19 protein-coding genes are annotated in these 26023 nt (G+C 67.7%); 11 read left to right on the forward strand and 8 right to left on the reverse strand.

Annotated features, from left to right (window positions below; all coding sequences use genetic code 11):
- The 8 genes from Aph01nite_RS35640 to Aph01nite_RS35675 all read left to right on the forward strand — a co-directional run.
- The coding region (locus tag Aph01nite_RS35640; RefSeq protein ID WP_204045475.1) for an endo-1,4-beta-xylanase at nt 1–906 on the forward strand (906 nt) is incomplete at its 5' end.
- Nucleotides 907–1090: 184 nt separating this feature from the next.
- Nucleotides 1091–1720 carry a hypothetical protein gene (locus Aph01nite_RS35645; protein WP_204045476.1) on the forward strand — a complete coding sequence of 210 codons (630 nt, stop codon included), beginning with the start codon at nt 1091–1093 and terminating at the stop codon, nt 1718–1720.
- Nucleotides 1721–2015: 295 nt separating this feature from the next.
- Nucleotides 2016–2888: a hypothetical protein gene (locus Aph01nite_RS35650; protein WP_204045477.1), complete on the forward strand. Its 873-nt coding sequence runs from the start codon at nt 2016–2018 to the stop codon at nt 2886–2888.
- A 1-nt stretch (nt 2889) separates the two neighbouring features.
- On the forward strand, nt 2890–4083 hold the full coding sequence (locus Aph01nite_RS35655) for a sensor histidine kinase (protein ID WP_204045478.1): 1194 nt from the start codon (nt 2890–2892) through the stop codon (nt 4081–4083).
- A 17-nt stretch (nt 4084–4100) separates the two neighbouring features.
- The gene (locus Aph01nite_RS35660; protein ID WP_239162231.1) at nt 4101–4778 is read left to right on the forward strand and encodes a LuxR C-terminal-related transcriptional regulator; all 678 of its coding nucleotides are present in this window, start codon (nt 4101–4103) and stop codon (nt 4776–4778) included.
- Nucleotides 4779–4988: 210 nt separating this feature from the next.
- The gene (locus tag Aph01nite_RS35665; protein ID WP_204045480.1) at nt 4989–5978 is read left to right on the forward strand and encodes a DUF1996 domain-containing protein; all 990 of its coding nucleotides are present in this window, start codon (nt 4989–4991) and stop codon (nt 5976–5978) included.
- A 99-nt stretch (nt 5979–6077) separates the two neighbouring features.
- Nucleotides 6078–6542 (forward strand): carboxymuconolactone decarboxylase family protein, encoded by a 465-nt coding sequence (locus Aph01nite_RS35670; RefSeq protein ID WP_204045481.1) that lies wholly within the window; start codon nt 6078–6080, stop codon nt 6540–6542.
- 37 nt (nt 6543–6579) lie between these two features.
- The gene (locus Aph01nite_RS35675; RefSeq protein WP_204045482.1) at nt 6580–10113 is read left to right on the forward strand and encodes a WD40 repeat domain-containing serine/threonine-protein kinase; all 3534 of its coding nucleotides are present in this window, start codon (nt 6580–6582) and stop codon (nt 10111–10113) included.
- Nucleotides 10114–10122: 9 nt separating this feature from the next.
- Here Aph01nite_RS35675 and Aph01nite_RS35680 read toward each other — a convergent pair whose 3' ends face one another.
- Nucleotides 10123–11589 carry an MDR family MFS transporter gene (locus Aph01nite_RS35680; protein ID WP_239162232.1) on the reverse strand — a complete coding sequence of 489 codons (1467 nt, stop codon included), beginning with the start codon at nt 11587–11589 and terminating at the stop codon, nt 10123–10125.
- Nucleotides 11590–12191: 602 nt separating this feature from the next.
- On the opposite strand from Aph01nite_RS35680, the gene Aph01nite_RS35685 reads away from it, so the two are divergent.
- Complete coding sequence (locus Aph01nite_RS35685; protein WP_204045483.1) at nt 12192–12959, forward strand: TNT domain-containing protein; 768 nt, start codon at nt 12192–12194, stop codon at nt 12957–12959.
- 86 nt (nt 12960–13045) lie between these two features.
- On the opposite strand, the gene Aph01nite_RS35690 is transcribed toward Aph01nite_RS35685, so the two are convergent.
- From Aph01nite_RS35690 to Aph01nite_RS35705, 4 genes are all read right to left on the reverse strand, one after another.
- The gene (locus tag Aph01nite_RS35690) at nt 13046–13924 is read right to left on the reverse strand and encodes a GNAT family N-acetyltransferase (protein WP_204045484.1); all 879 of its coding nucleotides are present in this window, start codon (nt 13922–13924) and stop codon (nt 13046–13048) included.
- 225 nt (nt 13925–14149) lie between these two features.
- Nucleotides 14150–14467 carry a DUF3140 domain-containing protein gene (locus Aph01nite_RS35695; protein ID WP_204045485.1) on the reverse strand — a complete coding sequence of 106 codons (318 nt, stop codon included), beginning with the start codon at nt 14465–14467 and terminating at the stop codon, nt 14150–14152.
- Nucleotides 14454–14672, reverse strand: coding sequence for a hypervirulence associated TUDOR domain-containing protein (locus Aph01nite_RS35700; protein WP_204045486.1), 219 nt, complete (start codon nt 14670–14672; stop codon nt 14454–14456). Before Aph01nite_RS35700 ends, Aph01nite_RS35695 begins: the two co-directional genes overlap by 14 nt.
- Before the next feature lie 249 nt (nt 14673–14921).
- Nucleotides 14922–15605, reverse strand: coding sequence for an AfsR/SARP family transcriptional regulator (locus tag Aph01nite_RS35705; protein ID WP_204045487.1), 684 nt, complete (start codon nt 15603–15605; stop codon nt 14922–14924).
- Between the two features lie 714 nt (nt 15606–16319).
- Here Aph01nite_RS35705 and Aph01nite_RS35710 point away from each other — a divergent pair.
- Nucleotides 16320–20219 (forward strand): golvesin C-terminal-like domain-containing protein, encoded by a 3900-nt coding sequence (locus tag Aph01nite_RS35710; protein WP_204045488.1) that lies wholly within the window; start codon nt 16320–16322, stop codon nt 20217–20219.
- Nucleotides 20220–20276: 57 nt separating this feature from the next.
- On the opposite strand, the gene Aph01nite_RS35715 is transcribed toward Aph01nite_RS35710, so the two are convergent.
- From Aph01nite_RS35715 to mmsA, 3 genes are all read right to left on the reverse strand, one after another.
- Nucleotides 20277–21374, reverse strand: a complete 1098-nt coding sequence (locus tag Aph01nite_RS35715; RefSeq protein ID WP_204045489.1) for a substrate-binding domain-containing protein — start codon at nt 21372–21374, stop codon at nt 20277–20279.
- Nucleotides 21375–21473: 99 nt separating this feature from the next.
- A complete protein-coding gene (mmsB, locus tag Aph01nite_RS35720) occupies nt 21474–22772 on the reverse strand; it encodes a multiple monosaccharide ABC transporter permease (protein ID WP_204045490.1) in 1299 nt (432 codons plus the stop codon).
- Nucleotides 22769–24316: a multiple monosaccharide ABC transporter ATP-binding protein gene (gene mmsA / locus Aph01nite_RS35725; RefSeq protein ID WP_239162233.1), complete on the reverse strand. Its 1548-nt coding sequence runs from the start codon at nt 24314–24316 to the stop codon at nt 22769–22771. The genes mmsB and mmsA overlap by 4 nt, the downstream gene beginning before the upstream one ends.
- Before the next feature lie 248 nt (nt 24317–24564).
- Between mmsA and Aph01nite_RS35730 the strand changes: the two genes are divergently transcribed.
- Nucleotides 24565–25803 carry an ROK family transcriptional regulator gene (locus tag Aph01nite_RS35730; RefSeq protein ID WP_204045491.1) on the forward strand — a complete coding sequence of 413 codons (1239 nt, stop codon included), beginning with the start codon at nt 24565–24567 and terminating at the stop codon, nt 25801–25803.
- Nucleotides 25804–26023 lie beyond the last annotated feature (220 nt).

Genomic DNA, 26023 nt, shown 5'->3' on the forward strand with positions numbered 1-26023 from the left:
GGCGGTGGACGGCGTGACTCCAACCTCCAGCGGACCGGCAACGACTGGATCGAGGTCGCCTTCCGTACGGCCAGGACCGCGGACCCGGCCGCCAAGCTCTGCTACAACGACTACAACATCGACAACTGGACCTGGGCGAAGACCCAGGCCGTGTACAGCATGGTCCGCGACTTCAAGCAGCGCGGGGTGCCGATCGACTGTGTCGGTCTGCAGGCGCACTTCAACAGCGGCAGCCCGTACAACGCCAACTTCCGCACCACGATCTCCAGCTTCGCCGCCCTCGGCGTGGACGTGCAGATCACTGAGCTGGACATTCAGGGCGCCTCGGCGACCACGTACGCCAACGTCGTCAACGACTGCCTGGCCGTGGCCCGGTGCAACGGCATCACCGTGTGGGGCGTACGCGACCAGGACTCGTGGCGTTCGGGTGACACCCCGCTGCTGTTCAGCGGAAGCAACAAGAAGCCGGCCTACGACGCCGTGCTGAACGCCCTCAACGCGGCGAGCCCGAACCCGTCACCGACGCCCACGCCCACCCCGACGCCCACCCCCACGCCTACACCGACCCCGACGCCCACTCCGACGCCCACTCCTACGCCGTCCACGGTTCCCGGGCCGTGCGCGGCGACGATCTCCACGGTCAGCACCTGGCCGGGCGGGTTCCAGTCGACGGTGACCGTACGGGCGGGCAACGCGGCGCTCAACGGATGGAGCGTGCGGTGGACCTGGCCCAGTGGCCAGACCTTCACCAACCTGTGGAACGGCGTGCAGACCGTGTCCGGTTCCTCCGTGACGGTCCGCAATGCCGCCTACAACGGCTCCGTCGCCGCGAACTCGGCCACGTCGTTCGGCTTCACCGCCAACGGCAGCGCGGCCACCCCGACCCTGACCTGCACCAGCCCCTGATCCCCTAGCGGCACAGCCGGCGAACCGGATCCGATCGTCATGGCCATCGGATCCGGTTCGCCGCGCTTCGGCCAGGCTGGGCGAGACTGGCCGACATATCCGTACAAAGATGGCAATTACCGCCAGAGGCGATCATGACTGATGTGCTCGTGAGCCGGATGCGATAAATGTTCATGCTATGAAGATGAGGATTCCTCGCCTGTTAGGCGCGCCCCTGATCGCCATGTCCCTCGTCCTGTCGTTCATGAGCACGGCAGCACGAGCCGACACCGACGCCGAACTCGCCCAAGAGTGGCAGTACGCCTGGAACACCTACAAATTCGGCCAGGTGGCCGACCCCCTGCCGGAAGGCCGGGCCCGCAAGTCCCAGAGCATCTCGATCATCATCAACGCGCAGAGGCCCCGCGTTTTCAAGGCCTACTCCAACTTCGAGAACCACATCGGGGCGAACCCGTTCCTCGAGCGGGTGGTCACCCACTACGACAAGACCAAGAACGAGGTGCGGACCAAGAACCTCACGGCGATCGAAGTGATCCCGCTTGAGACGGGTCCGTTCACGCTGAACACGCACGCCCAGCAGCGCCTCAACCTCGAACGGTTCTGCTACTCGGTCGACTCCTGGTCCACGGGCAACATCGTGACCCACCAGAAGATCACGTTCGAGAGCCTCAGCGGGGCGCGTACCCGCGTGACCGAGAACCTCACCTTCGAGACGACGCTGGACCAGATCGACTTCACCCTGTCCCAGGGTGTGCTCGCGCACCAGGGCATCCAGCAGGTCCTGAAGCAGCGCATCGAGAGCGGCCAGCTTTAAATTCGCGTACGCCCCGCTGCCGACCCGGTGGGCGTCCGTCGCGACCTGAAAGCGGTAAGACGAAGGCCCGTGACCGAGAAGTCACGGGCCTTTCGCATGGGGGGCGGGTTGGGCCGAAAGACCCAGGAGTCCGAGGCGGTGGGACCCAGTTTCCGGGATGGGCGCGCTCACCTGCCGAATCGGCGCCGGTGTCTGCGCACGGTGGGCAAGCTGTGGCGGAAGATAGTCACTACTCTGATTTGCGCAGCAAGGACGTGAACGTGACTCCTGGTGATGCCGGGACAGGAGGTCGGCGATGAGCGCTGATCGGCGGCCCGTCGGCGGCCCTCCGCGCCCCCGGCCGGCTTTCCGTCTCGGGCAGACGACGCGGTACGCCCTGCTCGTCACCGCGGTGATCTGCATCGCCGTCGCCGTCCCTCCGCTGCTGATCCCCCAGCAGGACGGCCGCGCGGAGACATCGGCCGCGCAAGAGCCCGCTCAGGACCCCGCTCAGGAGCCCACTCAGGAGCCTTCGAAGGCGCCGGAGACCTCGGAGACGCCCACGACACAGCAGTCCACCTCCGGAGAGGTTCCTGCCCTCGCGTCCCCTTCGCCACGGACGCCCCCGGCCGATACCAGCCCAAGTCCTTCCCCGAACACCCCGCGTCCGACGGCCACCCCCAGACGCCCGCGCTTACCCTCCTGCTCCGCCCAGCGGAACTCGGAGATCACGCCCGTCCCCGCCTGCCTGATCTACGCGTCGGCGCTCGGCACGGGATGGCAGGTGTCCGGAAGCGGGACGAACGTCACACCCGGCCGCCCGGTGCCCGACGGCGACCAGATCGCCATCCGGATCCAGCGACGGGTGAAGACCCGCGACCAGCCTGCGACCGTGACGCTGCTGGCCGGCGCACCCGTGACGATCGGCGCGAACACCCGGCTGCGCCTGCGCATCTTCGGCGGCCGGCAGTACGGGACCATCCTGCGGCTGTCCGCCTCGCCCACGGCCGGACGGGCGGGCGCCATGACCGTGACCCTCCAGGCGCCCCCGGAGCGCTGGGCCTCCTTCGTCGTCCACGTGGGCGCGCTGTCGCCCGCCCGGCTGCGCCGGATCGATCTGGCCATCGCCTCCGAGCAGTTGCCGCAGGCGTACGAGTTCTACGTCGACGACCTCACGCTGGGGAAGTGAGATGGCCGCGGCGGCCGGGCATTGGCGGCTCCACGGGGTGGATCCGCTGGTCGCGCCCGCCGCGATCTGCCGTGCGGTGATGCTGGGCCGGGCCGCGGTCGTGCTCACCTCCGCCGGGGCCGGGCTGCTGCTGGTGCCCGGCCTCTGGCGGGTGCTGGCGGTGATCGCCGTGACCGTGGTCGCCACGGTCGCCGAGGTGACGGTGCTCACCCGGCACCCGGCCGTGGTGCGGCACGCGCTGCCGGTCATCTGCGTGGACTGGCTGGCGGCCTCGGGCATCATGCTGCTGAGCAAGGGCGGCATGGCGTACTTCTGTTTCGCGGCCGGGTCCGCGGCCCTGGCGGGGGCGTTGCTCGGCATGCGCGCTCTGGGGATCTGGGCCGTTCAGGCGGCTTTCGGGTTCGCGGCGGCGGCGTGGGCGCTGCGGGCGACGCCGTACTCGCCGGATGTGGCGGCGTTCGTGATGGCGTTTCCGATGCTCAGTGTGCTGGCCGGCATGGGCGGAGCGGTGGCGGCTTCCGCGCTGGTGCGGTACGTCGATCTGACGGTGGAGGTGGCGGCTTCCGCGCAGCGCTCCGCGGCGGCCGACGAACGGGCCCGGCTCGCGCGTGAGCTGCACGACTCCGTCAGCAAGACGCTGCGCGGGGTGTCGTTCGCGGCCCTGGCGCTGCCGTCGTCGCTGCGCCGGCATCCGGCCCTGGCCGAGCAGCTCGCCGACACCGTCTCCCGGGGCGCCGAGGTGGCCGCGCGGGAGGCCAGGCAGCTGCTGGAAGGGCTGCGCGGGGACGTGCCCGACCGGTCTTTCGAGGAGACCGTGCACGAGGTGTGCCGGTCCTGGCGGGACGACTCGGGGGTCGCCACGCGCGTGACGGTCGCGTGCGCCGAGCCGGGCGTGGCCGTCCGGTACGAGATCGTCCGCGTGCTCCAGGAGGCGCTGACGAACGTGCAGCGGCACGCTTTCGCCTCCCATGTCACCATCCGCCTGATCCAGTCCGGCGGCCTGCTGGAGCTGATCGTGGGCGACGACGGCATCGGGTTCGCCGTTCCCGAGGAGCTCGACCGGTTGCAGTCCCAGGGACATTTCGGCCTCGTCGGCATGGCCGAGCGGGCGCGGGCCGTCGGCGGCCAGCTGCGCGTCCGATCCTTCCCCGGGGCAGGCACGGTGGTCACCGTCTACGTACCTGTGACAGGGTGACCGGTTACTGAATGGATGTGAGCGATGTGATCGACGTGCTGATCGTCGACGACAACCCGATCGTCCGTGCCGCCATGTCCGCGTTCCTGGGCGCCGACGACCGGGTGCGGGTGGTGGGCGAGGCCAGCAACGGGCACGAGGGGCTCGCGGCCGTACGGCGGCTGCGTCCCGCGGTGACCCTGCTGGACCATCGCATGCCCATCGCCGACGGCCTGTCGGTCGTGAGCGAGATGAGCCTGCACACGAAGGTGCTGGCGTTGACCAGCGACTACACCGAAGACGTGATCGCGTCGATGCTGCGCGGGGGCGTCCGGGGATATCTGGTGCACGGGCAGTTCGACCCGCCGGAGCTGCTGCGCGCCGTCCTGGCCGTGGCCGAGGGCCGGGGTTATCTGTCGCCGGTGGCCGCGTCGGTGGCGACCTCACTCGTACGGGGGCAGGCCGAGCGTGACCAGGAGCAGCGCGAACGGGCCGAGCGGCGGCACATCGTGCAGACGAGGTTCGGCATCACCCGGCGCGAGCGCGAGGTGCTGAACCTGCTGGCCCAGGGGCTGAGCAACGCGTCCATCGCCATCCGCCTGGGGCTGACGGAGAAGACCGTGAAGAACCACCTCAACAGCGTCTTCGGCAAGCTCAACGTGAGCAGCAGGACCGAGGCCGCCCTGGTGTGGACCGGGGGCACCCGCCTGTCGTAGCGGGACGCCCCGGGAATTGGGCCGTGACGAACATCCCCGACTGGGACTTTCCGCCTAAAGCCACAGGCGGCCAGGTGACTAGCGTTCGACCCGCGCCGCGCGATTCGCCCCCTCAGTGACTCCGCCGGCAGCTGATCGGCCTGGCCGGGCGGCCCGAACGCGGGCCGCGCGCCGGCCGTCCCCGAACTGTCCCATTGCGAAGGGAAACCGATGTCAGACCACACCGCTCGCGCCGACTCCGTGTCCGCGTGGCGGCACCGATGGAGCAGGGCGGCCGGGACGGCTGTGCTCGCCTCGGGCCTGCTGCTGGTCGCGTGCCCGCTCGTACTTCCGGCCTCCGCCGCCACGGCCGGCGCGCACTCCCCGCACAAGGCTCCGGCCGCGGTGGCCACGCCGTACCCCACCGCGAAGCCGCTCCCGGTCCCGACGTTCTCCGGGCCGCCGCCGTTCGCGCAGTACCGCGAGATCCACGCCAACTGCAAGCCCACCCACCACCTGGCCGACGACCCGATCGTCTACCCGGGCATCCCGGGGGCGGCCCACTTCCACACCTTCGCCGGCAACACGACCACGAACGCCAAGTCGACCAGGACCTCCCTGCTGGCGGGCAAGTCGAGCTGCGAGGACACCAAGGACAAGTCCGCGTACTGGATCCCCACGCTGTACCAGAACGGCAAGATCGTTAACCCGACGATCGTGACGACGTACTACAAGTCGGGCGTCAAGGATTACCGGACGGTTCAGCCCTTCCCCGCCGGTTTCCGGCTGATCGTCGGCGATATGCGGACGCCTTCCCCCGCCGCTTTCCAGGGCAACTGGACCTGCGGCGGCAACACCTTCAACGACTTCCCGAAATCCTGCCCGTCGGGCAGCTCGCTGATCGTCCGGCTGAAGGCGCCCAGCTGCTGGAACGGCCGCGACCTGGACTCGGCCGACCACAAGAGCCACATGGCCTACCCGGTGAAGAGCGTCTGCCCGGCGGCGTTCCCGATCCCGCTGCCGATGCTGGAGATCAAGGTCCCCTACAAGCTTCCCGGCGGGAAGACCGACGGCCTCGCCTACTCCTCCGGCGCGAGCTACTCCTTCCACTACGACTTCATGGAGGCGTGGGAAGGTGATCGCCAGGCCGAGCTGGTGAAGCACTGCATCAACGGCGGACGGCAGTGCAACGGTTACGGCATCGACAAGCACAAGCCCTGACGCTTTCGTAACGGCGTACCCCTGCTCCGGGGGTACGCCGTTGTGTCGTTTCAAGGCCCCGCGACAAGATCGACAGGTCCGCGAACCTACACTGAAACCGTGACTGAACTGCAGAAACGTGTCAACATCGGCAAGCAGCACCAGGCCAGCTACAAGGCGCTCCTCGCCCTGTCCGATGCGGCGGAGGAGGGCGCCGCGGCGGCGGGTCTCGACCCGGTCCTGGTCGAACTGCTGAAGATCCGTGCGTCGCAGATCAACGGCTGCGCGTTCTGCCTGCGTATGCACACCCGTGACGCCATCAAGAAGGGTGCGAGCACGGACATTCTCTCCGTGCTGCCCGCGTGGGCGGAGACCGGTTACTTCTCCGACGTCGAGCGTGCGGCTCTGCGCCTGACCGAGTCGATCACCCAGGTGGCGGACGGCCGGGTCAGCGACGAGGACTACGCGGCGGTCGCGGAGGTGCTCTCCGAGGAGCAGATCTCGGCGGTCGCCTGGCTGGCGACGGTGATGAACGCCTTCAACCGTGTGGCGATCACGAGCCGGTACCCCGTATCCGGCCATTGATCTGAACCAAAGCCGGTGATTCGTTATCCAATGAATCATGACGGCAGACACACTGCGCCCGGGGGACCCGTCGAGGCTGGGCCGCTACCGGCTGGCGGGCCGGCTCGGCTCCGGCGGCCAAGGCGTCGTGTACGAGGGGTACGACGAGGCGGCCAACCGGGTGGCGGTCAAGGTCCTGCACGCCTACCTGCCGGGCGACTCCCCCCTGCGCCGCCGCTTCACCCGCGAGGTGACCGCCGCCCAGCAGGTCGCGTCGTTCTGTACGGCCCGGATCCTGGACCACGACCTCGAAGGCGAACGGCCGTACCTCGTCTCCGAGTTCGTCCCCGGGCCTAGCCTGCGCGCGGCCGTACGGGAGGAGGCGCTCGCAGGTGATTCGCTGCACCGGCTGGCCGTCGGGATCGCCACGGCGCTGGCCGCCATCCATCAGGCGGATGTCGTCCATCGTGACCTGAAGCCGGAGAACGTCCTGCTGGGGCCCGACGGACCGCGAGTGATCGACTTCGGGATCGCCCGGGCCCCGAGCCTGTCGATGACCTCGATGGGCGAACTGGCCGGCACGCCCATGTACATGGCGCCCGAACTGTTCTCCGGCGGACGCGCCGAGCCTGCCGCCGACGTGTTCGCCTGGGGCGCGGTGGTCCTCTTCGCCGCGACGGGACGCGACACGTTCACCGCCCCGACGACGTTCGCGGTCATCAACCGCCTGCTCAACCACGACCCCGACGTCGACGTCCTGCCCGAGGGGCTGCGGGGACTCGTGCGCGCCGCGCTCTCGAAGGACCCGGCCGAACGTCCCTCCGCGCAGCGCCTGCTGCTGGCGCTGCTCGGCGGCGGCGAACGCGCGACCCTGGCGGAAGGCTCCCAAACCGCCTCCGACGTACGGCCCCCCGGCGGCCTGCCCGACGATCCGACCCTCGGCGCGGTGGCCGAGAAGATCTACGCCGGGCTCTCCCCGGCCGAACGCCAGATGGCACGCGACCTGTTCCTGCGCCTCGTGGACGTACGCGACGGCGAGGACGTCCTGCGCACGGCCGCCCTGGACGAACTCCCGGCCGCCGAACCGGTGCTCGCCGCCCTCGAACAGGCCCTGCTGGTCCGCCGCCAGGGAGACGCGGTCACCCTCGGCAACGCCGCCCTCCTGTACGCCTGGCCCCGGCTGCACGAATGGGTGACCGGCGACCGCGACGCCCTCGTACGCCACCGCGAACTGGGCGAATCGGCCCGGCGCTGGGCCAGGAACGGCCGCCGCCCCGAGGACCTCCTCCGCGGCACCGCCCTGCGCCTGGCGCTCGAATGGACCGGCACCACGCATCTGACCCTGAACATCACCGAGCGGGAGTTCGTCGAGGCGAGCAAGACCGGCTCGGACCGCCAGACCAGGCGGCGGCGCCTGGTCACCAGCGGCGTGGCGGTCCTGCTCATCGCCTCTCTCACCGCTGGAGCCCTCGCCTGGGATCAGTCCGTCAAAAGCGACGAGACCGGCAGGCACCTGGCCGACGAGCGAGCCCGGACCACATCCCTGCGACTAGCGCTCCAGGCGGACACGCTGCGCGAGAACGACCCGGTGAAGGCGATGCTGCTCAGCGTGGCGGCCCACCGCATCGCGCCGGTCCCCGAGGCGGAGTCCGCGGTGCTGAGCTCCCTCGCCCAGCAGGAGCGGTCGGTCTTCATGGACGCCGCCCCCGCCAACGAAGGCCGGGCGCTGAGCCCCGACGGCCGGACCCTCGTCAGCGCCGGAGCCGGCCGGGTGACCACGTACGACGTGGTGACCGGACAGCAGCTCAGCACCTTCGACGGGATCGGCGATGCGCCCGTCACCGCCGCGGTCGGACCCGACGGTGACACGCTGGCGCTCGCGCGGGGCACGACGATGGAGCTGTGGAGCCTGCGGACCGGGCGGAAGCTGGGTGAAGGCCGATGGGCGCCGGAGGAGAAGACCGGCGACGACGGCCGCCCGTCAAGCCTGGAGTTCAGCCCCAGTGGTGGCTACATCGTCATCCGCGACCACATCGGCGGGCCTTATGCCGGGGTGTGGAATGTTTCCCGCCGGGCGTTGGAGAAGCTCGACGGATACGTGATGGACGCCCGGATCGGGCCTGGTGACCGCTTCGGCACGGTCAACGCGACACTGCGGACGTTCCCCGACGAAGGAGCGCCGACGGACAAGCGGCTCCCGGGCGACCTGCTGGGGGCGGTCCTCACCTTCAGCCCCGACGGCACGCTGGCTGTCGTCCAGGAGGACGACTCGACGACGTTGCGGCATCTGTCCACCGGCAAACGGGATCGGCGGGTCTTTCCCGGGCAGGCCGACAGTGCCGTCTTCAGCTCTGACGGGCGCTTCCTGATCACTTTCGCCAACTCCGCGGGAGGACGCCTCACGCTGTGGCGATTGGAGGACGCCGCCCCGATCCTCCGGCTCACCGTCGCGTCCAGGATCGTTGGATTACCGCGGCTCGATTCCGGCAACCGCACATTGAGCATCCTGACCGATGCCGGGCAGGTGACCACCTATGACGTCAGCCGGCAGACCGGTCCCCGGCGCGTGCTGCCTCCCGATGCCCTGCAACGACGGTTCGCCGCCTCGGGAGGGGCGCTGTTCACCCTGACGGGCGACACCGTACGCGGCTGGTCGGTGCCGGACTTCAGGGAGACCGGCCGGTTCGACATCACCGGCGAGAAGCCGATCATGCGGGTCAGTCCCGACGGGCGTACGGTGGTCACCTATCCCGCGTTCTCGCAGATCGCGGTCCCTTCGATCTGGGACGTCGCGACCGGGCGCAAACTGGGCGATGTCCCCATCACGCCGGGTGTCGAGACGGCGGACATGGAGATCAGCCCGGACGGCCGGCTGGTCGCCATCAGCTACACCCTGCCCAGCGACTACTACGGTCAGGGCGTCGTCATCCTCATCGACCTGGCGCAGCGCAGGCAGGTGGCGCGATTCGAGACCGTGACGGGAGGTGCTCTGTCCTTCAGTTCCGACGGCAGACTCCTCGTCACCGCCGACCCTGGGGGTGCTGACGTCATCGACCTCATCTCCCGTCAGGTGTTACCCCGTGCGGAAGGACCCGGCACTCTCGCCGAGAGGTGGGTGACGCTCGCGCCTACGGGGTCGCTGGCGGCTTCGCCGTACGGGAGCAGGGCGGTGGTGTTGTGGGACACCCGCACGTGGAAGCCGACGGGGCAGGTGTTCCGGGTGCCGGGAGACGTGGTGGGGGCGAGGTTCGCGCCCGACGGGCGGACGCTGGCGATCGCCCATGACACCAGGGTGACGCTGTTCGACACGGTCGCGGGACGGCAACTCGGTGCCGCCTGGACGGTGACGACCGGGGCCTTCCAACCGTACGAGGTGGACGATCCCATGCCCGCGCTCGCGTTCACGGGCGACGGCGCGTTCCTGCGGGTGGTGGGGCACGATGGGGCGTTTCAGGATTTGCCGGTTGACCCTGCGCGGGCCGTACCGGCGGTGTGTGAGCGGGCGGGACGGCAGCTCACACCGGAGGAGTGGCGTGAGCATGTCGGGACGGACCTGAGCTACCGGAAGGTCTGCCCCGACACGATCACGTGATGCCGGGTCTCAGTGCATGGGACCGTCGAACTCGCCCGCGTTGTCGGCTCGGGCCGGGAGCAGCAGGGCGGTGATGACCACGGCCACGGACAGCACCGCGCCGATCACGAAGGCCAGCCGCATGCCGCTGAGGTCGGCGAGGACCTCCGTGGTTCCCGCGGCTCTGAGGGCGTCGGACCGCGCGCTCATCACGGTGATCACGAGCGCGGTGCCGATGGCCGCGGCGACCTGCTGCAACGTGCTCAGGATCGAGCTGGCGTGGGAGTAGAGCGGCGGCGGAACCGCGCCGAGCCCGAGGGTGAACACCGGGGTGAAGGTCGCGGCCAGGCTCACCATCAGCAGCGCGTGCAGGCCGAGGATCAGCCAGAACGGCATCGTCATGGTGACCTGGGTGAAGCCGATGAGGGCCAGCATGATGCCGATCGCGCCCGGGATGACCAGGACCCGGCCGCCGAACCGGTCGAACAGGCGGCCGACGGTCGGCCCGAGCAGGCCCATCGCGAGCCCTCCCGGCATGACGAGAAGCCCGGTCTCCAGCGCGCTCAGCGCGCGCACATTCTGCAGATACAGCGGCAGCAGAACCATCGAGCCGAGCATCGCCATGAAGGACACCGACATCAGGATCAGCGCGACCGTGTAGGTGCGATGCCGCAGCGTACGCAGGTCCAGCAGCGGCACGTCCCGCTTCTGCAACGACAACTGGCGTAGGACGAAGACGGTGATGGTGAGCAGTCCGGCCGCCACGAACGAGGCGGCGACGCGGATGTCACCGCCCTCGAACCGGCTGAGCCCGTAGACCAGCCCGCCGAAACCGAGGGCCGCGGTCACCACGCTCAGCCAGTCGATGGTGCTGAACTCGGACTCTCCGACGTTCTCCAGCTTCCTCAGACCACCCCACGCGATCAGGGCGGCGATGGGGAACACCACGGCGAACAGCAGCCGCCACGACCCGAACTGGAGAATCACCCCGGAGACCGCCGGGCCCATGGCGGGCGCGACCGAGATGGCCAGGGTGACGTTGCCCATCACCCGGCCCCGCTCCGACTTCGGCACCACCTGCATCAGCGTGGTCATCAGCAGCGGCATCATCACCGCCGTCCCGGACGCCTGGATGATGCGGGCGCCCAGCAGCACCGCGAACGACGGCGCGACGGCGGCCAGCGCGGTGCCGAGCAGGAACAGGCCCATCGCGGTGGTGTACGCGACGCGGGTGGACACCCGCTGGAGGAACCAGCCGGTGATCGGGATGACGGCGGCCATGGTCAGCATGAACGCGGTCGACAGCCACTGCGCCGTCTGCTCGGTGATGTTCAACGCGCCCATCAGCCGCGGGATCGCGTTGATCATGATCGTCTCGTTGAGGATCACCACGAACGTGGCGAGCACCAGCAGCCGGATCACGGCCGGGGTGCGACCGGAGACGGCCGGCGCGGACTTGGCGGGGGACTCGAGCTGGTCGAGTTGTGTGCTGGGCACGGTACCTCGATCGGGGGTTGTCGAACAGGACGTCGTCATTGCTGGTGTCCCAGCCTTGGGCCTCACACGAAGGTGAAGTCACACACAGCATGACCGGCACCACCGACAAAACCTCGCGCCCGCCCCCAGCATTCCGACATCCGCCACCAAATGTCACCCGGTTTTCACCCGGGGCGGACGATGATCTCCGGGCCGCGCGACGGAGGATTCCTGTCCCATGACGGGCCCCGGGGGCTGGGCGCTCGACCGAGATGATCGTTGATCTCGTGGGGCGGCCGGCCCCCGTGATCGACTCTCGTCGGCCGCCAAAATCATGCCATCCGATATTTTGGTCACTCAAATACACCCAGGGCCACCATTAAAATATGGCCGCCTTGATGGCGATTCATTCGATCAGGCCGTCCTTTTGGCCCACCCAGCGAAATCCTTGCGCTAGACCTTAAGAATAGCCGGGTATGCACGATCCCAGTTCGCCCGGAGCATTCACTTTGAGAATTGGATCACTCGCCCAAATCTCGATGAATTTGCTCCGTAATGCAGATATGTCTGATTCGCGCTCTGCGTGATCTCATACAGGAGAATACGTGCATCTATCTCGGCATGTGCTGTCGATCGCGGCTATCGCCATCGGCGCCGGAGCGTTCGCCTCCACCCCGGCCCACGCCTCCGCGTCCCCGCCGCCGGCGCCCACGGCCAAGGAGAACAAGGCGACATCGAGCCAGAGCCAGTCCTCCAGCACGACGGTGAAGGTGGACAGGGTAGAGCCGCCGGCGAAACCCCCGGTTCCTGCGGTTCCGGTCGTCGTCTGCGGCCCGCCGTACGTGCTGGACAATAGCAATCTTGGCCCGAAATATCTGCCCAAGACGGGTAATCTCGGAAGAATCCTGAAAGATTATGTAGGCTACGGCGGGCTGCAGCCAGGGAAATTCCTCTACCGTTACTGGAACGAGCAGACCAATATGTGGCGGTACCCGGACGCATTCGGGTTCGCCCGCCCCGGAGACTGGCCCAATGCCCGACCGCTCGTCTACACCGGAATGCTCCCGGTCGGCATGCTGCTCGATCGTTTCGGTGGTGAAGGCGGCGCATTCCTCGCCCCGTACGGCACGCCATACGAGGAGCGCGCACTACCTCCGAGCAACCTGAACACCTTCCCCGGCGACCCCCACATCTGCAATTACCACGTCTATCGAGTGACCAAGCAATTCCAGGTCGACGCGGGGCCGGCTTCCCGCGCGTTCCAGATGGAAGGCATGGGCAAGCAGTACCACACGATGGCGAAGTACATCCCGGGCGCGACCGCCAACGCCGACGGCGAGGTCTCCATCAACTGGCTGGCCTCCAACGGCTACCTCGAACGCGTCAACTGAACGACACCGACCGCAAGCGGCCCTCCCGGCACAACACGCGCCGGGAGGAGCGCGGACTTCCCTGCCGTCATGCCAAACGGCCGTGACTACGGCGTCCCACTCTTCTGGTACGCGCGTGTTCTCGTGTAAGGACGGAAACCCATGCCCTGGTAGAGGATCTGCGGCACGGGATAAGCGTCGTCGCCCCGCGGATTGACGATGGCGCTCTTGCCGCCCTCCTTGGCCAGCGCATGGAGCGCGGCGGTACAGACAGCTCTTGCGAGTCCGAGCCGACGGAATTCAGGATGGGTGCCGACGGGTTCGATAAGCCCGACCTGATGAAGATCGTCATGCCAGATCAAGCAGTTCGCGACGAACCGGCCATCAGAGGCCTCGATAACCCAGTCCAGCTCAGGCCGGTACGGCCAGGCGGCCATCACTTTCCGATAGGACTCGAGCGTCACACGGGTGGAATTCCACGCCGCCTGATGGACCTCGACCCGCCTGTCCAGATCCTCCTCGCCGCGTACAGCGCGTGCGATGAATCCGTCCGGCAGCACCGGGTCTGGCAGGTCGATCAGATCGCGCGAATGGTAGGCGAAGAAGGGTGCCTCGTCTTGGGGTTCGTATCCGTGCCGCAACAGGACAGCGCGCAGGTCGGATTGAGCGTCCAAGGCTTCGATCGCACGAGAGTGATCCCCGGCCAGGTGGTCAAACCAGTCCAAGATCTCGGACAGCAACCACGAGTGCTCCGGATCGACTTCGAGCCGTAAATCGTCGGGCAGGTGGGCCCAGGCCCACGCAATCACCTCGCCCTGGGACTCCCAGAGCCCGATCGGCCAGTCGGCTTGCTGCGTGGTGTGCAACCGGCCCCAGGCCAGGTCACCGACGTGATACACGCCGGAGGTCGACCTCACGCGTTGCGTCAGATCCTGCATCGCCCTCAAATCAGCGGGGCCCGAATAACGGCGCATGGTGATCGTCATGGTCGCCCTCACGTGCAAGAGGTCGGCATACCCCGTCCTCCGCGACGGACCGGGGCGTCAACATTCTGGCGAACAGATCTAGGACATCGCCGATCCAACTGTCCACCGATTTACCGACGCGCTCGAGCCGCACGGAATGCCATGGATCGCGCAGCACCATTCGACGGATCCAGTCGATACGCCAGAACATGCACTACCTGACGGCGACCCGTCCGGACGGGTTCGTTAGTTCAGCGGGTCGTGTCCCCAATTCATCAGCGAGTACCGCCACGGCGTGCGGCTGACGTCCCCCTTGGGCCGCTGGGCGAGATGCCGGTGAACATAGCCGGCCACCTTGCGCATGTGCGCCCGATCGGCGTCAGTGATCTCGTCCTTCCGTTTGCGCAGAATCGCGACGATCCTCCGCCCGGACTCGTGCCCGGTCGACTCGCCACCTCCGCTCTTGTCGCCCACACCCCGCGACTCCGCAGTGCCGAGCCACTTCTCCAGTTCCCCCGCCGTCATGTTGACGGCTTCGTCGAAGTCCCTGTCACCTGTCGTCATCCAGAGCCTCCGCCTTGTGCACCGCGGTCTTCCCGCTCTTGTCACTGCGCACCCGATACTGCGGCTCCTCCGAAGACGCATCGACCGTACGCCCCGAGTCCTCGGTCCTCCTCGTAATCTTCTTCTCGACCTTGCCGTGCACGGTCTGCCCGTGGCTCCTCCACGTGACCTCGTCGCCCTTGGATGGCTTGCTCTTCTTGGTCATGGCGACTTGCGTACCCCTCAATCACGCGTTCCCGCAGCCACGACGAGGGGAAACAGTCGAATTGACGAAGACTGGCACAAAGACGGACAAAAAAAGCCAGAAACTTGATCGTCGATCTACTGCCCGCTGCCACCAACACGTGGGAGCCTCCCAAGGACGTCGCCGCGACACACCATGCGCCGACGCCCTGGCCAAGCTAGGTGCCCGTGGCCGTACGCATGCGGGTCATCCTCGACCGTCGATACCACGTCAGTAAGAAGTGGTGAGATTTCTGGTCGCCCAAGTTCCGCCTTGGCCGACGAGAATGCGTTCGTGTAGGTCTCGGAGGCGGGCGTCTGGTTCCAGTCCCAGGTCTGTTGCCATTCTCAGGCGTCCTTCCCGGTAGACCGCGAGGGCGTCGGCTCTGCGGTTGGCTCGGTAGAGGGCGAGCATGAGGTGGCCGCGGAGGCCTTCTCGGTATGGTTGGTCGGTGACCGCTTCGTACAGGTCGTCGATGAGGCGGGCGTGGCGGCCCAGGGAGAGTTCGGCTGCTACCCAGCATTCGTAGGTGGTCAGCCGTAATTGTTCCAGTCGTTCCGAGGCTGCGGCGATTGTTTCGCAGTCCGCGAATTCGCTGAATGCCGAGCCACGCCACAGGTCGAGAGCCGCGCGGAGTTGCCGGGCGGCTTCGGTTGCTTCGCCCCGGTCGAATGCGGCGGTTCCCCGGGCGGCGAGTTTTTCGAACTGCAGGCTGTCGAGGGCTTCGTCGACGCAGAGCGCGTATCCGTCGGGTTGCCTGGGTAGGCGGTGGGCCCCTACGAGTCTGCGGACGCGGTGAATGTAGCCCCTGAGGTTGTGGTACGCGGACGTGGGCGGGCGGTCTCCCCAGACGGCCCTTGTCAGCCAGTCCATCGACGCCGTGCGATTCGCCCGTGCCAGCAGCAGGGCGAGCACCAGTCGAGGTTTGTACGCGGTGCCCAGATAGACAGGTTCGCCGGCCCGAACCCGCAGCGTCCCCAATACATGGAATTCCATCGGCCTCGATCCCCCATCGCGCTCCATATACAGGGGCAAGTGAAGAAGATCGCGACAGGTTCGCCAAGGTCCCGGGCAATGTCCGCACAAACCAGCACAGTCGCCGGACGACGTTGTTCTCTCGGTCGAGTTTGGGGCCATGCGCGCTCGGCGGCGGGAGTGCATCGGGGACAGTGAGATCGCGGGACGTCACCCATCGACCCGATCCGATCGCCCCACACTCACCACACATCCGAGGCCGGGACTGCCGTACCCGGCGCTCTATGTGATTTCGGAACTGCAAGCCGCATTGTACGGCGAGGATACAGCCGATATACAACCGCCCAGCACAATTCAGACCATGCGCTGCTGAACATATCACCACAAACTTGGGCCACCCCCGGACCGTGTAGAAATCGAGGTCGACGAGGTCCCATGCGCTTTACCGGAAGCCATGCCCGGCAGCGCTTAAACCGGTTTCGGAAGGGAAACCCAGTGCGCAGAAAGCAATTTCATGCGCGGAGTCGGCCTCGTCGGATTACGGCCATGCTCACCGCGCTACTCCTGTTATCTCAATTCACTGGAACGGTCGCCTACGCCAGGACACCGAATGAGGCCATTGCGGCCGATCCGGACCCCCAGGCACTCCAACCCGTGGAGAAGCCGGCCGTACCCGCCGCTGAGCGTGACGGTGTGCTGGGGACAGGCTGGCGGTCGTCGAAAGACCTCGCCTGGACGACCGTGGGGGATGCCGCCGGCTTGCACCTGCTCACCGCCGAGGCGGACACCGGTTACGCCTGGCGCACCATCGCCACGCTGAAGGAACCCGGCTTCGAGACCGACCAGTGGATCGGCAACGTGTGCCTGACCGGGTCGGGAAAGCGAGCGGTGGTCGTGTACGCGCCGCGTCAGTTCACCAACCGGGACCTGCTGTTCGAGCGTGGCGGATTCACCGCCGTGGTGGATCTGTCCTCAGGAAGCGTGACCAAGCTTGGCGTACGAACCAGCCTCGCCTACCACAACCCCGGCTGTGGCACCGGCGAGACAGCCGTGCTCAACCAGGGCGGCACCGACCTGGGGCGTACCCGGCTGCATCTGCTGGACACGGCCAAGGCACGGCTGGGACTCCAGGTAGAACTGCCAGGTCAGGTGACCTCGGCCATCCCGGTGAACAACCGGATCGTCGCCTCCTACCGAGAGGGCCTGACCGAGATCACCCCGCAGGGCGGCACACGTCTGCTGGCCGCCACCAAGGGTCCGGCCGCGTACCTGCGAGCGGACGCTAGCGACGGCCTCGTCTACCTCGAAGTCTTCCTCGAAGCACACGACGCCAAGAGCATCGGCGTGGCCCGGCGGTACCGCAACGGCACGGTCACTGAGCTGGCACGCGGCCCACTGACCGAGATCGGTCTGGCCGCAGGCACGCAGGGCCGCGTGTTCCTGACCGGGACGCCCACGTCTGTCGCGACGTTGCCGGCCACCGTAAGCCGGATCCAGGCACCGGCTTCGGCCGAAATATCCACCGAAGGGCAGGTGGCGTTAACGCATGAGCCCACAGTTCCGGGCGCACTGTCGCTGAAGGCACAGATGCAGACGACAGGCCGCACCGCCGACTTCCGCATAAACGTGGACCAGAACCCGCTCAAAACCACCGGATCACCGGACCCGACCGAATCGGTGGACCAGAGCCCGCTCAGAACGACTGGATCGCTGGACCCGAGCCCGCTCGAAACGACCGGATCACCGAACCCGAGCCCGCTCAAAGCCACCGGATCGCTGGACACGCAGACGGCGGGTTCCCCCAGTGATCCCGTGGAGGAGGAGCGGACCTGCGGCGTCGCCCGCAACGACCCGCATCTCCAGGTGCTGCAACCGCAGTGGAAACAAGTCGAGTGGGCGGCCAACCTGGCGGTGGTCGGGGCGCTGACCGTGGCTCGCCCGTACAACTGGAACGAGTCCGGACTGCCCGAGTGGACGCCTCAAGGGCGGTACCCCTCCATCCCGCTCCGGGGCGGCGGCCGTGTCCCGGCCCAGATCCTGCTCGGCGTGCTCGCCCAGGAGTCCAACCTGTGGCAGGCCTCCAACCACGTGCTGGAGGGCGAGTTCGGCAACCCCCTGATCGGCGACTACTACGGTCGGCGGGAAAGCCCGGACGGCTGGGGCGTGCACTGGGACAAGGCCGACTGCGGGTACGGCGTGGCCCAGGTCACCGACCGCATGCGCCGCGGCCAGCGCGACGAACTCGACCAGAAGCGCATCGCCGTCGACTACGCCACCAACATCGCCGCGGGTCTGCAGATCCTTCAGGAGAAGTGGAACGCCACCTTCGACCACATGAAGATGAACAACGCCGACCCCCGGCGGATCGAGAACTGGTTCGCCGCGGTGTGGGCCTACAACACCGGCATCCAGCCCAGGGACGCCTCTTTCGGCAACCCCGGCTGCACTCCCGGCCCGACCTGCACCGACCCGGCCGGAAACTGGGGGCTGGGCTGGCTCAACAACCCGATCAACCCGAACTACCCGATCAACCGGGGCCCTTTCCTGGAGTACACGCAGGACGACGCGCGTAACCCGCAGCTGTGGCCGTACCCCGAGAAGGTCATCGGCTGGGCCGCGCACCCGATCATCAAGTCCGACTTCCGGAAACCGAACAACTGGTACGCCGCCTACAACCAGGCCTGGTGGACCACCGGCGCCGCCCGTATCGGGGCCAAACCCCCGCTCGCGCTGTTCTGCGACACGAGCAACCACTGCGATCCGACCAGCGCGAGCCCCTGCCAACTGCGGGAGGGACCGTACGCGGATCGCTGCTGGTGGAACCGTAACGCGGTGTGGAAGAACTGCGCGATCGGCGACTGCGGCAACGAGAACATGCGGTTCCCGACCACGTACCCCGAACCGCAGTTCGCGCTGACCGAGGCGGACGTGGAGCAGGCGAAGATGCCGACCGCGCACTACAAGCCCAACTGCCGGCCGTACGACACGCTGGACGGCGCGGCCAACGCGGCCCCGCCAGGCGCCCTGATCGTCGACGACGTGTCCCGCGAGGTCGTCTCGCCCCGGCCCGGGTGTGGCCGCGAGTGGCAGAACAGCGGCGTGTTCACGCTGGACTTCGCCGCCGACCGCTCGGACCACTACCCCTCCAAGATCGACTTTCATCAGGTCGGCGGCGGCCTGGGCGGCCACTTCTGGTTCGCGCACGCCCGCCAGCCCGATTCCGCCGGCTACAGCTCGATGAAGGTGACCGGCACGTGGACCCTGAACGAGAGCCTGCACGGATGGGCGCGCGTCCTGGTGCACCTGCCCGACCACGGCGCGCACACCCAGGCGGCGAAGTACCGCATCGACCTGGGCGACGGGACGACCAAGGAACGTCACCTCCAGCAACGTACGCAGGAGCACCGCTGGGTCTCCCTCGGCGCGTTCCTGTTCGACGGCACGCCCTCGGTGTCGCTGTCCAACATGGTCGAGCGTGGCGACGATGTCGAGGACGTGGCCTGGGACGCGATCGCCTTCCAGCCGCTGCCGCACAAGCCGTTCAACATGATCGCCGTCCTGGGCGACTCCATCGCCGCAGGTGAGGGCGCGTCCACCGACGAGGCCAACCACTACTACAAGGAGACCAACAGCAACGGCGGCGGAAACTGGGCCTACAACAACGCCTGCCACCGCTCCAAGTTCGCCTGGGCGCGGCTGGCCAGGGCCGCCGACAACCCCGGCGAGTCCCTGGGCTCCCGGCACGATCGCTGGGATCCGAACCTGGATCTGCAGCATCACGCCTGCAGCGGCGCCCGTACCAGAAATCTCCTGCCCAGTACGGCCGTCGACGGGGAAAGGATCACGGACGCCTGGGGCAACGGCGCGGCCGGCCGGCACCGCGAACCGTCCCAGCTGGACAAAGGGTTCCTGGACGAGCACACCACCCAGGTCTTCCTCACCGTCGGCGCCAACGACGCCCGCTGGAGCGACGTGGTGCGGCAGTGCGTCGCCTCCCTGCCCTCCCAGCCGACCCTGGACTGCCAGGACACCCAGCTGGACGGCGACCCGCAGCCGCTGCGCGACACGGTGCCGGGCCAGCTGGACCAGTACGTCATCCCCTCGATCGAAACCGTGATCAGGGCCATCAACAAGCGGGCGCCCAACGCTTCGATCATCGTGATGGGCTATCCGCGGCTGATCTCAGGCGAAGGCCAGTGCGCCCTCGTGGGCGGGACGTTCTGGTTGCCCGTCAACGGCGTCTGGCGGGAGTTCGCCTACGGCCTCACCCCGCGCGAGGCGACCTGGCTCAACGAGATGGCCGACCTGTTCGCCGGCAAGCAGCGGGAACTGACGATCCGGCTCGCCCTCGAACTCGGCATCCCGATCGTGTACGGCGACCCACGCCCCGAATTCGACGGCAAGGCCGTATGCGGGGACCCGGAGAGCATCCACCGGGGAATCCTGAAGCCCACCGCGGGCGAACCCCAAAGGTACGGCTCCCAGCAGTCCTTCCACCCCACCATCCAGGGCGCCAACCTCTACGCGAACACCCTCACCGCGATCCTCCTGTAGAAACGCGACGCCGCGCGCCCCAACGGAGGGGCGCGCGGCGTCGTCACTCAGAGAGCGTCACTGCTGCGTCAGAGGCGCCAGCTTGGGGTCGTTCGCGTACGACTCGGCCGCGTTGTCCTTGGTCACGATGACCGGCGGAAGCAGGTACGCCGGGACGACCTTGGAACCGTTGTCGTACGAGTTGGTGTCGTTGATCGTCGGCGCGTTGCCCGCCTGGAGGGACTTGACCATGTTCACGGTCTCGGCCACGAGCTTGCGGGTGTCCTTGTTGATCGTCGAGTACTGCTCGCCCGCCATGATCGACTTGACCGACTCGACCTCGGAGTCCTGCCCGGTCACGACCGGGATGTCCTTGCCGGCGCTCTTCACGGAGGTGATGATCGCGCGGGCGAGGGTGTCGTTCGGCGACAGGACGCCGTCGAGGGTCTTGCTGCCGTTGTAGGTCGAGGTCAGCAGCGAGTCCATGCGCTGCTGCGCGTTCTCGGCCTTCCAGCCCTGGATGGCGGTCTGCTTGATGTCGGTCTGACCCGAGCCGACGACGACGTCGCCCTTGTCGATCAGCGGCTTCAGCACGTCCATCGCGCCGTTGAAGAAGACGCCGGAGTTGTTGTCGTCGGGCGAGCCGGAGAACAGCTCGACCGTCCAGGGGCCTTCCGGCTTCTTGGCCTTCATGCCGTCGAGCAGGGCCTGGCCCTGGAGCTGGCCGACCTTGAAGTTGTCGAAGGCGATGTAGTAGTCGACGTCGGCCGTGTTGACGATGAGCCGGTCGTACGCGATGACGACGGCGCCGGCCTGCTTGGCCTGCGCGACCTGGGTGGACAGCTGCGCGGCGTCGGTCGCGCCGATGACGATGACCTTCGCGCCCTTGGTCACCATGGCGGAGATCTGCGCCTGCTGGTCGGCGACGGTGGTCGAGGCGCCCGCGTACTGCACGTCGGACTGGAAGCCGGCCTCCTTGAGCCCGTTGGTGAACAGGTCACCGGCGAGCACCCAGTTCTCGGAGGTCTTGGACGGCAGCGCGACGCCGATGAGCGCGTCGGCGGCGAAGCCCTTGGCCGGCGCGGCACTGCCGGTGCCGGTCCCGGCGGTGGTCTCGCCCTCCCGCTCGTTGGAGCACGCGGTGCTCAGCGTGAGCAGCGCCGCGACGCCGATCATCGCGAGGCTCCTCGTCAGATATTTACGCATGGGAAACGAACCCTTCTCCATTACTGCGGGGGATCGGGCGGCAGGGGTTGCGCCGCCCGGGTACGCCGTTCAGCCGGCGATCGGAGCCTTGTCGGTATCCGAAGTAGAAAGTGATCGATCGAGCGGTTGGCCCGGATCGTCCCGTCGGAAGGGCCGCATCAGCGATCCGAGGATCGAGAAACGCCCCTGGCTCTTGTTGTAGACGTCGAACGCGACGGCCAGCAGCAGCACCAGGCCCTTGATGATCTGCACCATGTCGGACCCGACACCCTTGAGCTGCAGGCCGTTGTTGAGCAGGGCCATGACCAGGCCGCCGACGATGGAGCCGCTGATGGTGCCGAGCCCGCCGGAGACCGCCGCGCCGCCGATGAAGACGGCCGCGATGGCGTCCAGCTCCCAGCTCAGCCCGTCCTGGGGCCCGGACGCCGAGGAGCGCGCCACGAAGATCATGCCGGCCAGGGCCGCCAGGATGGACATGTTCATCATGACCATGAAGTTCACGCGCTTGAGCTTCACGCCGGAGAGTTCGGCCGCGCGCGCGTTGCCGCCGACCGCGTAGATGTGCCGGCCGCCGATGGTGTTCCTGGTGTAGTACGAGTACGCGAGCACCAGCGCGATCAGGATGATGCCGGAGATCGGCAGGCTCGTGCCGACACGACCGCCGGCGAAGCGCAGCGTCGCGAAGATGATGACGCCCACCATCACGACCAGGCGCAGCCCCGAGATCCACACCGGGGCGACGTCGGCCTGCATCTCGTGCCGCGTCTGCCTGGCCCGGAGCTCCCGCCACACGACGGCCACGCACGCGGCCACACCGAGCAGCAGGGTGAGGTTGTTGTACCCGGTGTTCGGCCCGATCTCGGGCAGGAATCCGGCGCCGATCGACCGGAACCCCTCCGGCACCGGCACGGTGTCGGCGTTGCCGATGTACTGGTTGCCGCCGCGGAACAGCAGCATGCCGGCCAGCGTCACGATGAAGGCCGGCACGCCGATGTAGGCGACCCAGAAACCCTGCCAGGCGCCGATCAGCGCGCCCACGGCCAGGCCGACCAGGATGCCCACCGGCCAGGGGAGCGAGAACTCCTGCATCGCCTTGGCGACGACGATCCCCGTGAACGCGGCGACCGATCCGACCGACAGGTCGATGTGCCCGGCGACGATCACCATCAGCATGCCGATGGACAGGATCAGGATGTAGGAGTACTGGCTGACGACCGCGATGAGGTTTCCGGAGGTCAGGGTGAGACCGCCGGTCCAGACCTCGAACAGCAGGATGATCGCCACGAGCGTGAAGATCATGCCGAACTGGCGGGCGTTGGAGGTCGTACCGCCGAAGAGATTCTTCTGCAGGTCTTTGATTCGGCTCATGGGGTGGGGATCTTCTTGGTAGAGGTCATCTGCTTCATGAGAAGTTCTGGATCGGCGTCACCGCGGGCCACGTCGCCGGTGATGGTGCCCTCGAACACGGTGTAGATGCGGTCACACAGGCCGATGAGCTCCGGCAGCTCCGAGGAGATGACGATGACGCCCTTGCCCTGGTCCGCCAGGCGCTGGATGATCCCGTAGATCTCGTACTTGGCGCCCACGTCGATGCCGCGGGTCGGTTCGTCCAGGATCAGCAGGTCGGGGTCGGTGAACATCCACTTGGCCAGGACGACCTTCTGCTGGTTGCCGCCCGACAGCTTGGTCACGCCCTCGTCCACGCTGGGCGTCTTGACGCGCAGGCTCTTGCGGTACTCCTCGGCGACCCGGTGCTCCTCGACCTGGTCGATGACCCCGTGCGTGGAGATCTTCGAGAGTTTGGCGGCCACCATCGAGGTCTTGATGTCGTCGAGCAGGTTCAGGCCGATCGCCTTGCGGTCCTCGCTCACGTACGCCAGGCCGTGCTCGATGGCCTCCGCCACCGTACGCAGCTGGATCTCCTTGCCGTCCTTGAAGACCCGGCCCCCCAGGTAGACCCCGTACGAGCGGCCGAAGAGGCTCATCGCGAGTTCGGTACGGCCGGCGCCCATGAGCCCGGCGAAGCCGACGATCTCGCCTCGTTTGACGGTGAAGCTGGAGCCCTTGCAGACCAGGCGCTCGGTGGAGATCGGGTGGCGGACCGTCCAGTCGCGTACCTCGAAGAAGACCTCGCCGGGGTCGGGGGTGTGGTCGGGGAACCGGCTGTGCAGCTCGCGGCCGACCATGCCGCGGACGATACGGTCCTCGTTCACGCCGTCGGCCTTGACGTCGAGGCTCTCGATCGTGCGGCCGTCGCGCAGGATGGTGATGGTGTCGGCGACCGCCGCGATCTCGTTCAGCTTGTGCGAGATGATGATCGAGGTGATGCCGCGCTCGCGGAAGCCGCGCAGGAGGTCCAGCAGGTGCTGGGAGTCGGCCTCGTTGAGCGCCGCGGTCGGCTCGTCCAGGATGAGCAGCTTCACTTCCTTGGCGAACGCCTTGGCGATCTCGACCAGCTGCTGCTTGCCGACGCCGATGTCCTTGATCAGCGTGTCCGGGTCCTCGCGGAGCCCGACCTGCTCCATCAGTTCCAGCGCCCGGCGCTGCGCGGCCTTCCAGTCGATCGAGCCGCGCCTGCGCGGCTCGTTGCCGAGGAAGATGTTCTCGGTGATCGACATGCCCGGCACCAGCGCGAGTTCCTGGTGGATGATGACGATCCCGGCCTGCTCGCTGGCCCGGATGTTGGAGAAACGGACCTCGTCGCCCTGGTAGACGATCTGCCCGGTGTAGGTGCCGTGCGGGTGCACTCCGCTCAGCACCTTCATGAGCGTGGACTTGCCGGCGCCGTTCTCCCCGCAGATCGCGTGGATCTCACCGCTCCGCACGACGAGGTTGACGTCCTCGAGGGCCGTCACGCCCGGGAAGGTCTTGGTGATCGACCGCATCTCCAGGAGCGTCGAATCGACGGTCATGGGCGTACGTCCGCGCTGGGGAAGCCGCGACGGGCACACGGATCCGTCCGGTGGGGGTTGCGGCCTGTCGTGGACTTCAACTTTCCTCCGATGGCCTGGTCGGGCACCCACGTTCTGCGAGGCCGTACCCAGGACAAAGCGTTTCGTACGTGTTACATCTATGCCAGAGGGACCCTAAATCCATTTGATTTCCTAAGTCAACGTCTCTGATGCAGACTGTTATCTGCGGTGAGCAGAAAGGATCTTGCGTGCGGCAGGCAGGTACGAATCTCCCCAAGGTCGGTCGATACAACCAGGCTGTCGTCCTGGACCAGATCCAGCTCGCCGACGGCATCAGCCGCGTGGAGATCGCCGAACGCACCGGCCTCACCCCGCAGACGATCTCCAGCATCGTCCGCCGGCTGATCGACGAGGGCATCGTGTGGGAGGACGGCGCCAACCGGGTGTCCAACGGGGGCAAGCCCCGCACCACCCTGCGGCTGAACGCCGGCGCACGCCGCGCGATCGGACTGCACTTCGACCCCGTAGAACTTACCTGCACCGTCATCGACCTGGTCGGGCAGCCCCTCGTTGTCCGGCGGCGCCCTGTGCCGCCCGGCCTCGACCCCGCCTCCGTCGTCACGGCCATGAGCGAGCTTGTCGGCGCGGTCCTCGACGAGGCGGGCATCTCGCCCGGTGAGGTGCTGGGCTTAGGGCTCGCCGCACCCGGCCCCATCGACCAGGACCGCGGCATGATCGTGGCCCCGCCCCAGCTCGCGAACTGGAAGCGGGTACCGTTGCAGCGGATGCTCGGTGACGCCACCGGCCTGCCGGTGACGCTGGACAACGACGCCACCGCCGCCGCCGTCGGTGAACGGTGGTCAGGGGCGGGCAAGGGAGTGCCCCACTTCGCGTACTTCTTCTTCGGGACCGGCATCGGGGGCGGCCTGATCCTCAACCATCAGGTCTACCGGGGCGGTTCGCTGAACGCGGGTGAGTTCGGCCACTCCTCGGTGCTGCCCGACGGGCCGGAGTGCTACTGCGGCAATCGTGGCTGCCTGGAACGGCTGGTCAACCCTACGGCGATCGTCGCCGAGGTCCACCGCCGGCTCGCGGACGGGCAGGGCGGCGCCCTGTCCGGGGCGTACGATCGCGACCCGGCCTCCGTCGACCACGCCGCGATCCGCCTCGCGGCGCGGGCGGGCGACCCGCTCACCGTCGGCGTCATCGACGAGGCCGCCCAGTACGTCGCCGCGGCCGCCGTCAGCGTCGCCAACTTCATCGACGTGGACCTCATCGTGCTGGGCGGGCACGGAATCCAGCACGTCGAATCGCGCTATGTCGACGCCGTCGCCGCGGCGCTGAACAGCAGGCCGCTGGCCCGGCACATCCGGGTCGTCAAGGTGGCCGCCTCCCCGCTGGGAGCCGACGCCGCGGTGGTGGGCGCCGCCACCCTGGTCCTCCACGCCACGTATTCGCCTCAGTTGTCAGCGTTTCTCTCGCACTGACCTACACCAGCTTGTCGATCAGGGCGCTCGCGGACGGCGTGGGCGTACGGGTGGCCGGGAGGGGTGAGGCCGACGCTGTGGCCGACCGGCTTCCCGGACCTGCGGCTCGTGCCCGGCCAGGATGTCCGCCATCCACGCAACATCTCGTTCCGCGGGCCGGTGAGCATGCAGGTCGAGTGGACCGCCAAGGAAGAGGCCGCTCCCCCACGGGAACGGCCTC

The sequence above is a fragment of the Acrocarpospora phusangensis genome (assembly GCF_016862995.1).
Lineage (GTDB): Bacteria > Actinomycetota > Actinomycetes > Streptosporangiales > Streptosporangiaceae > Acrocarpospora > Acrocarpospora phusangensis.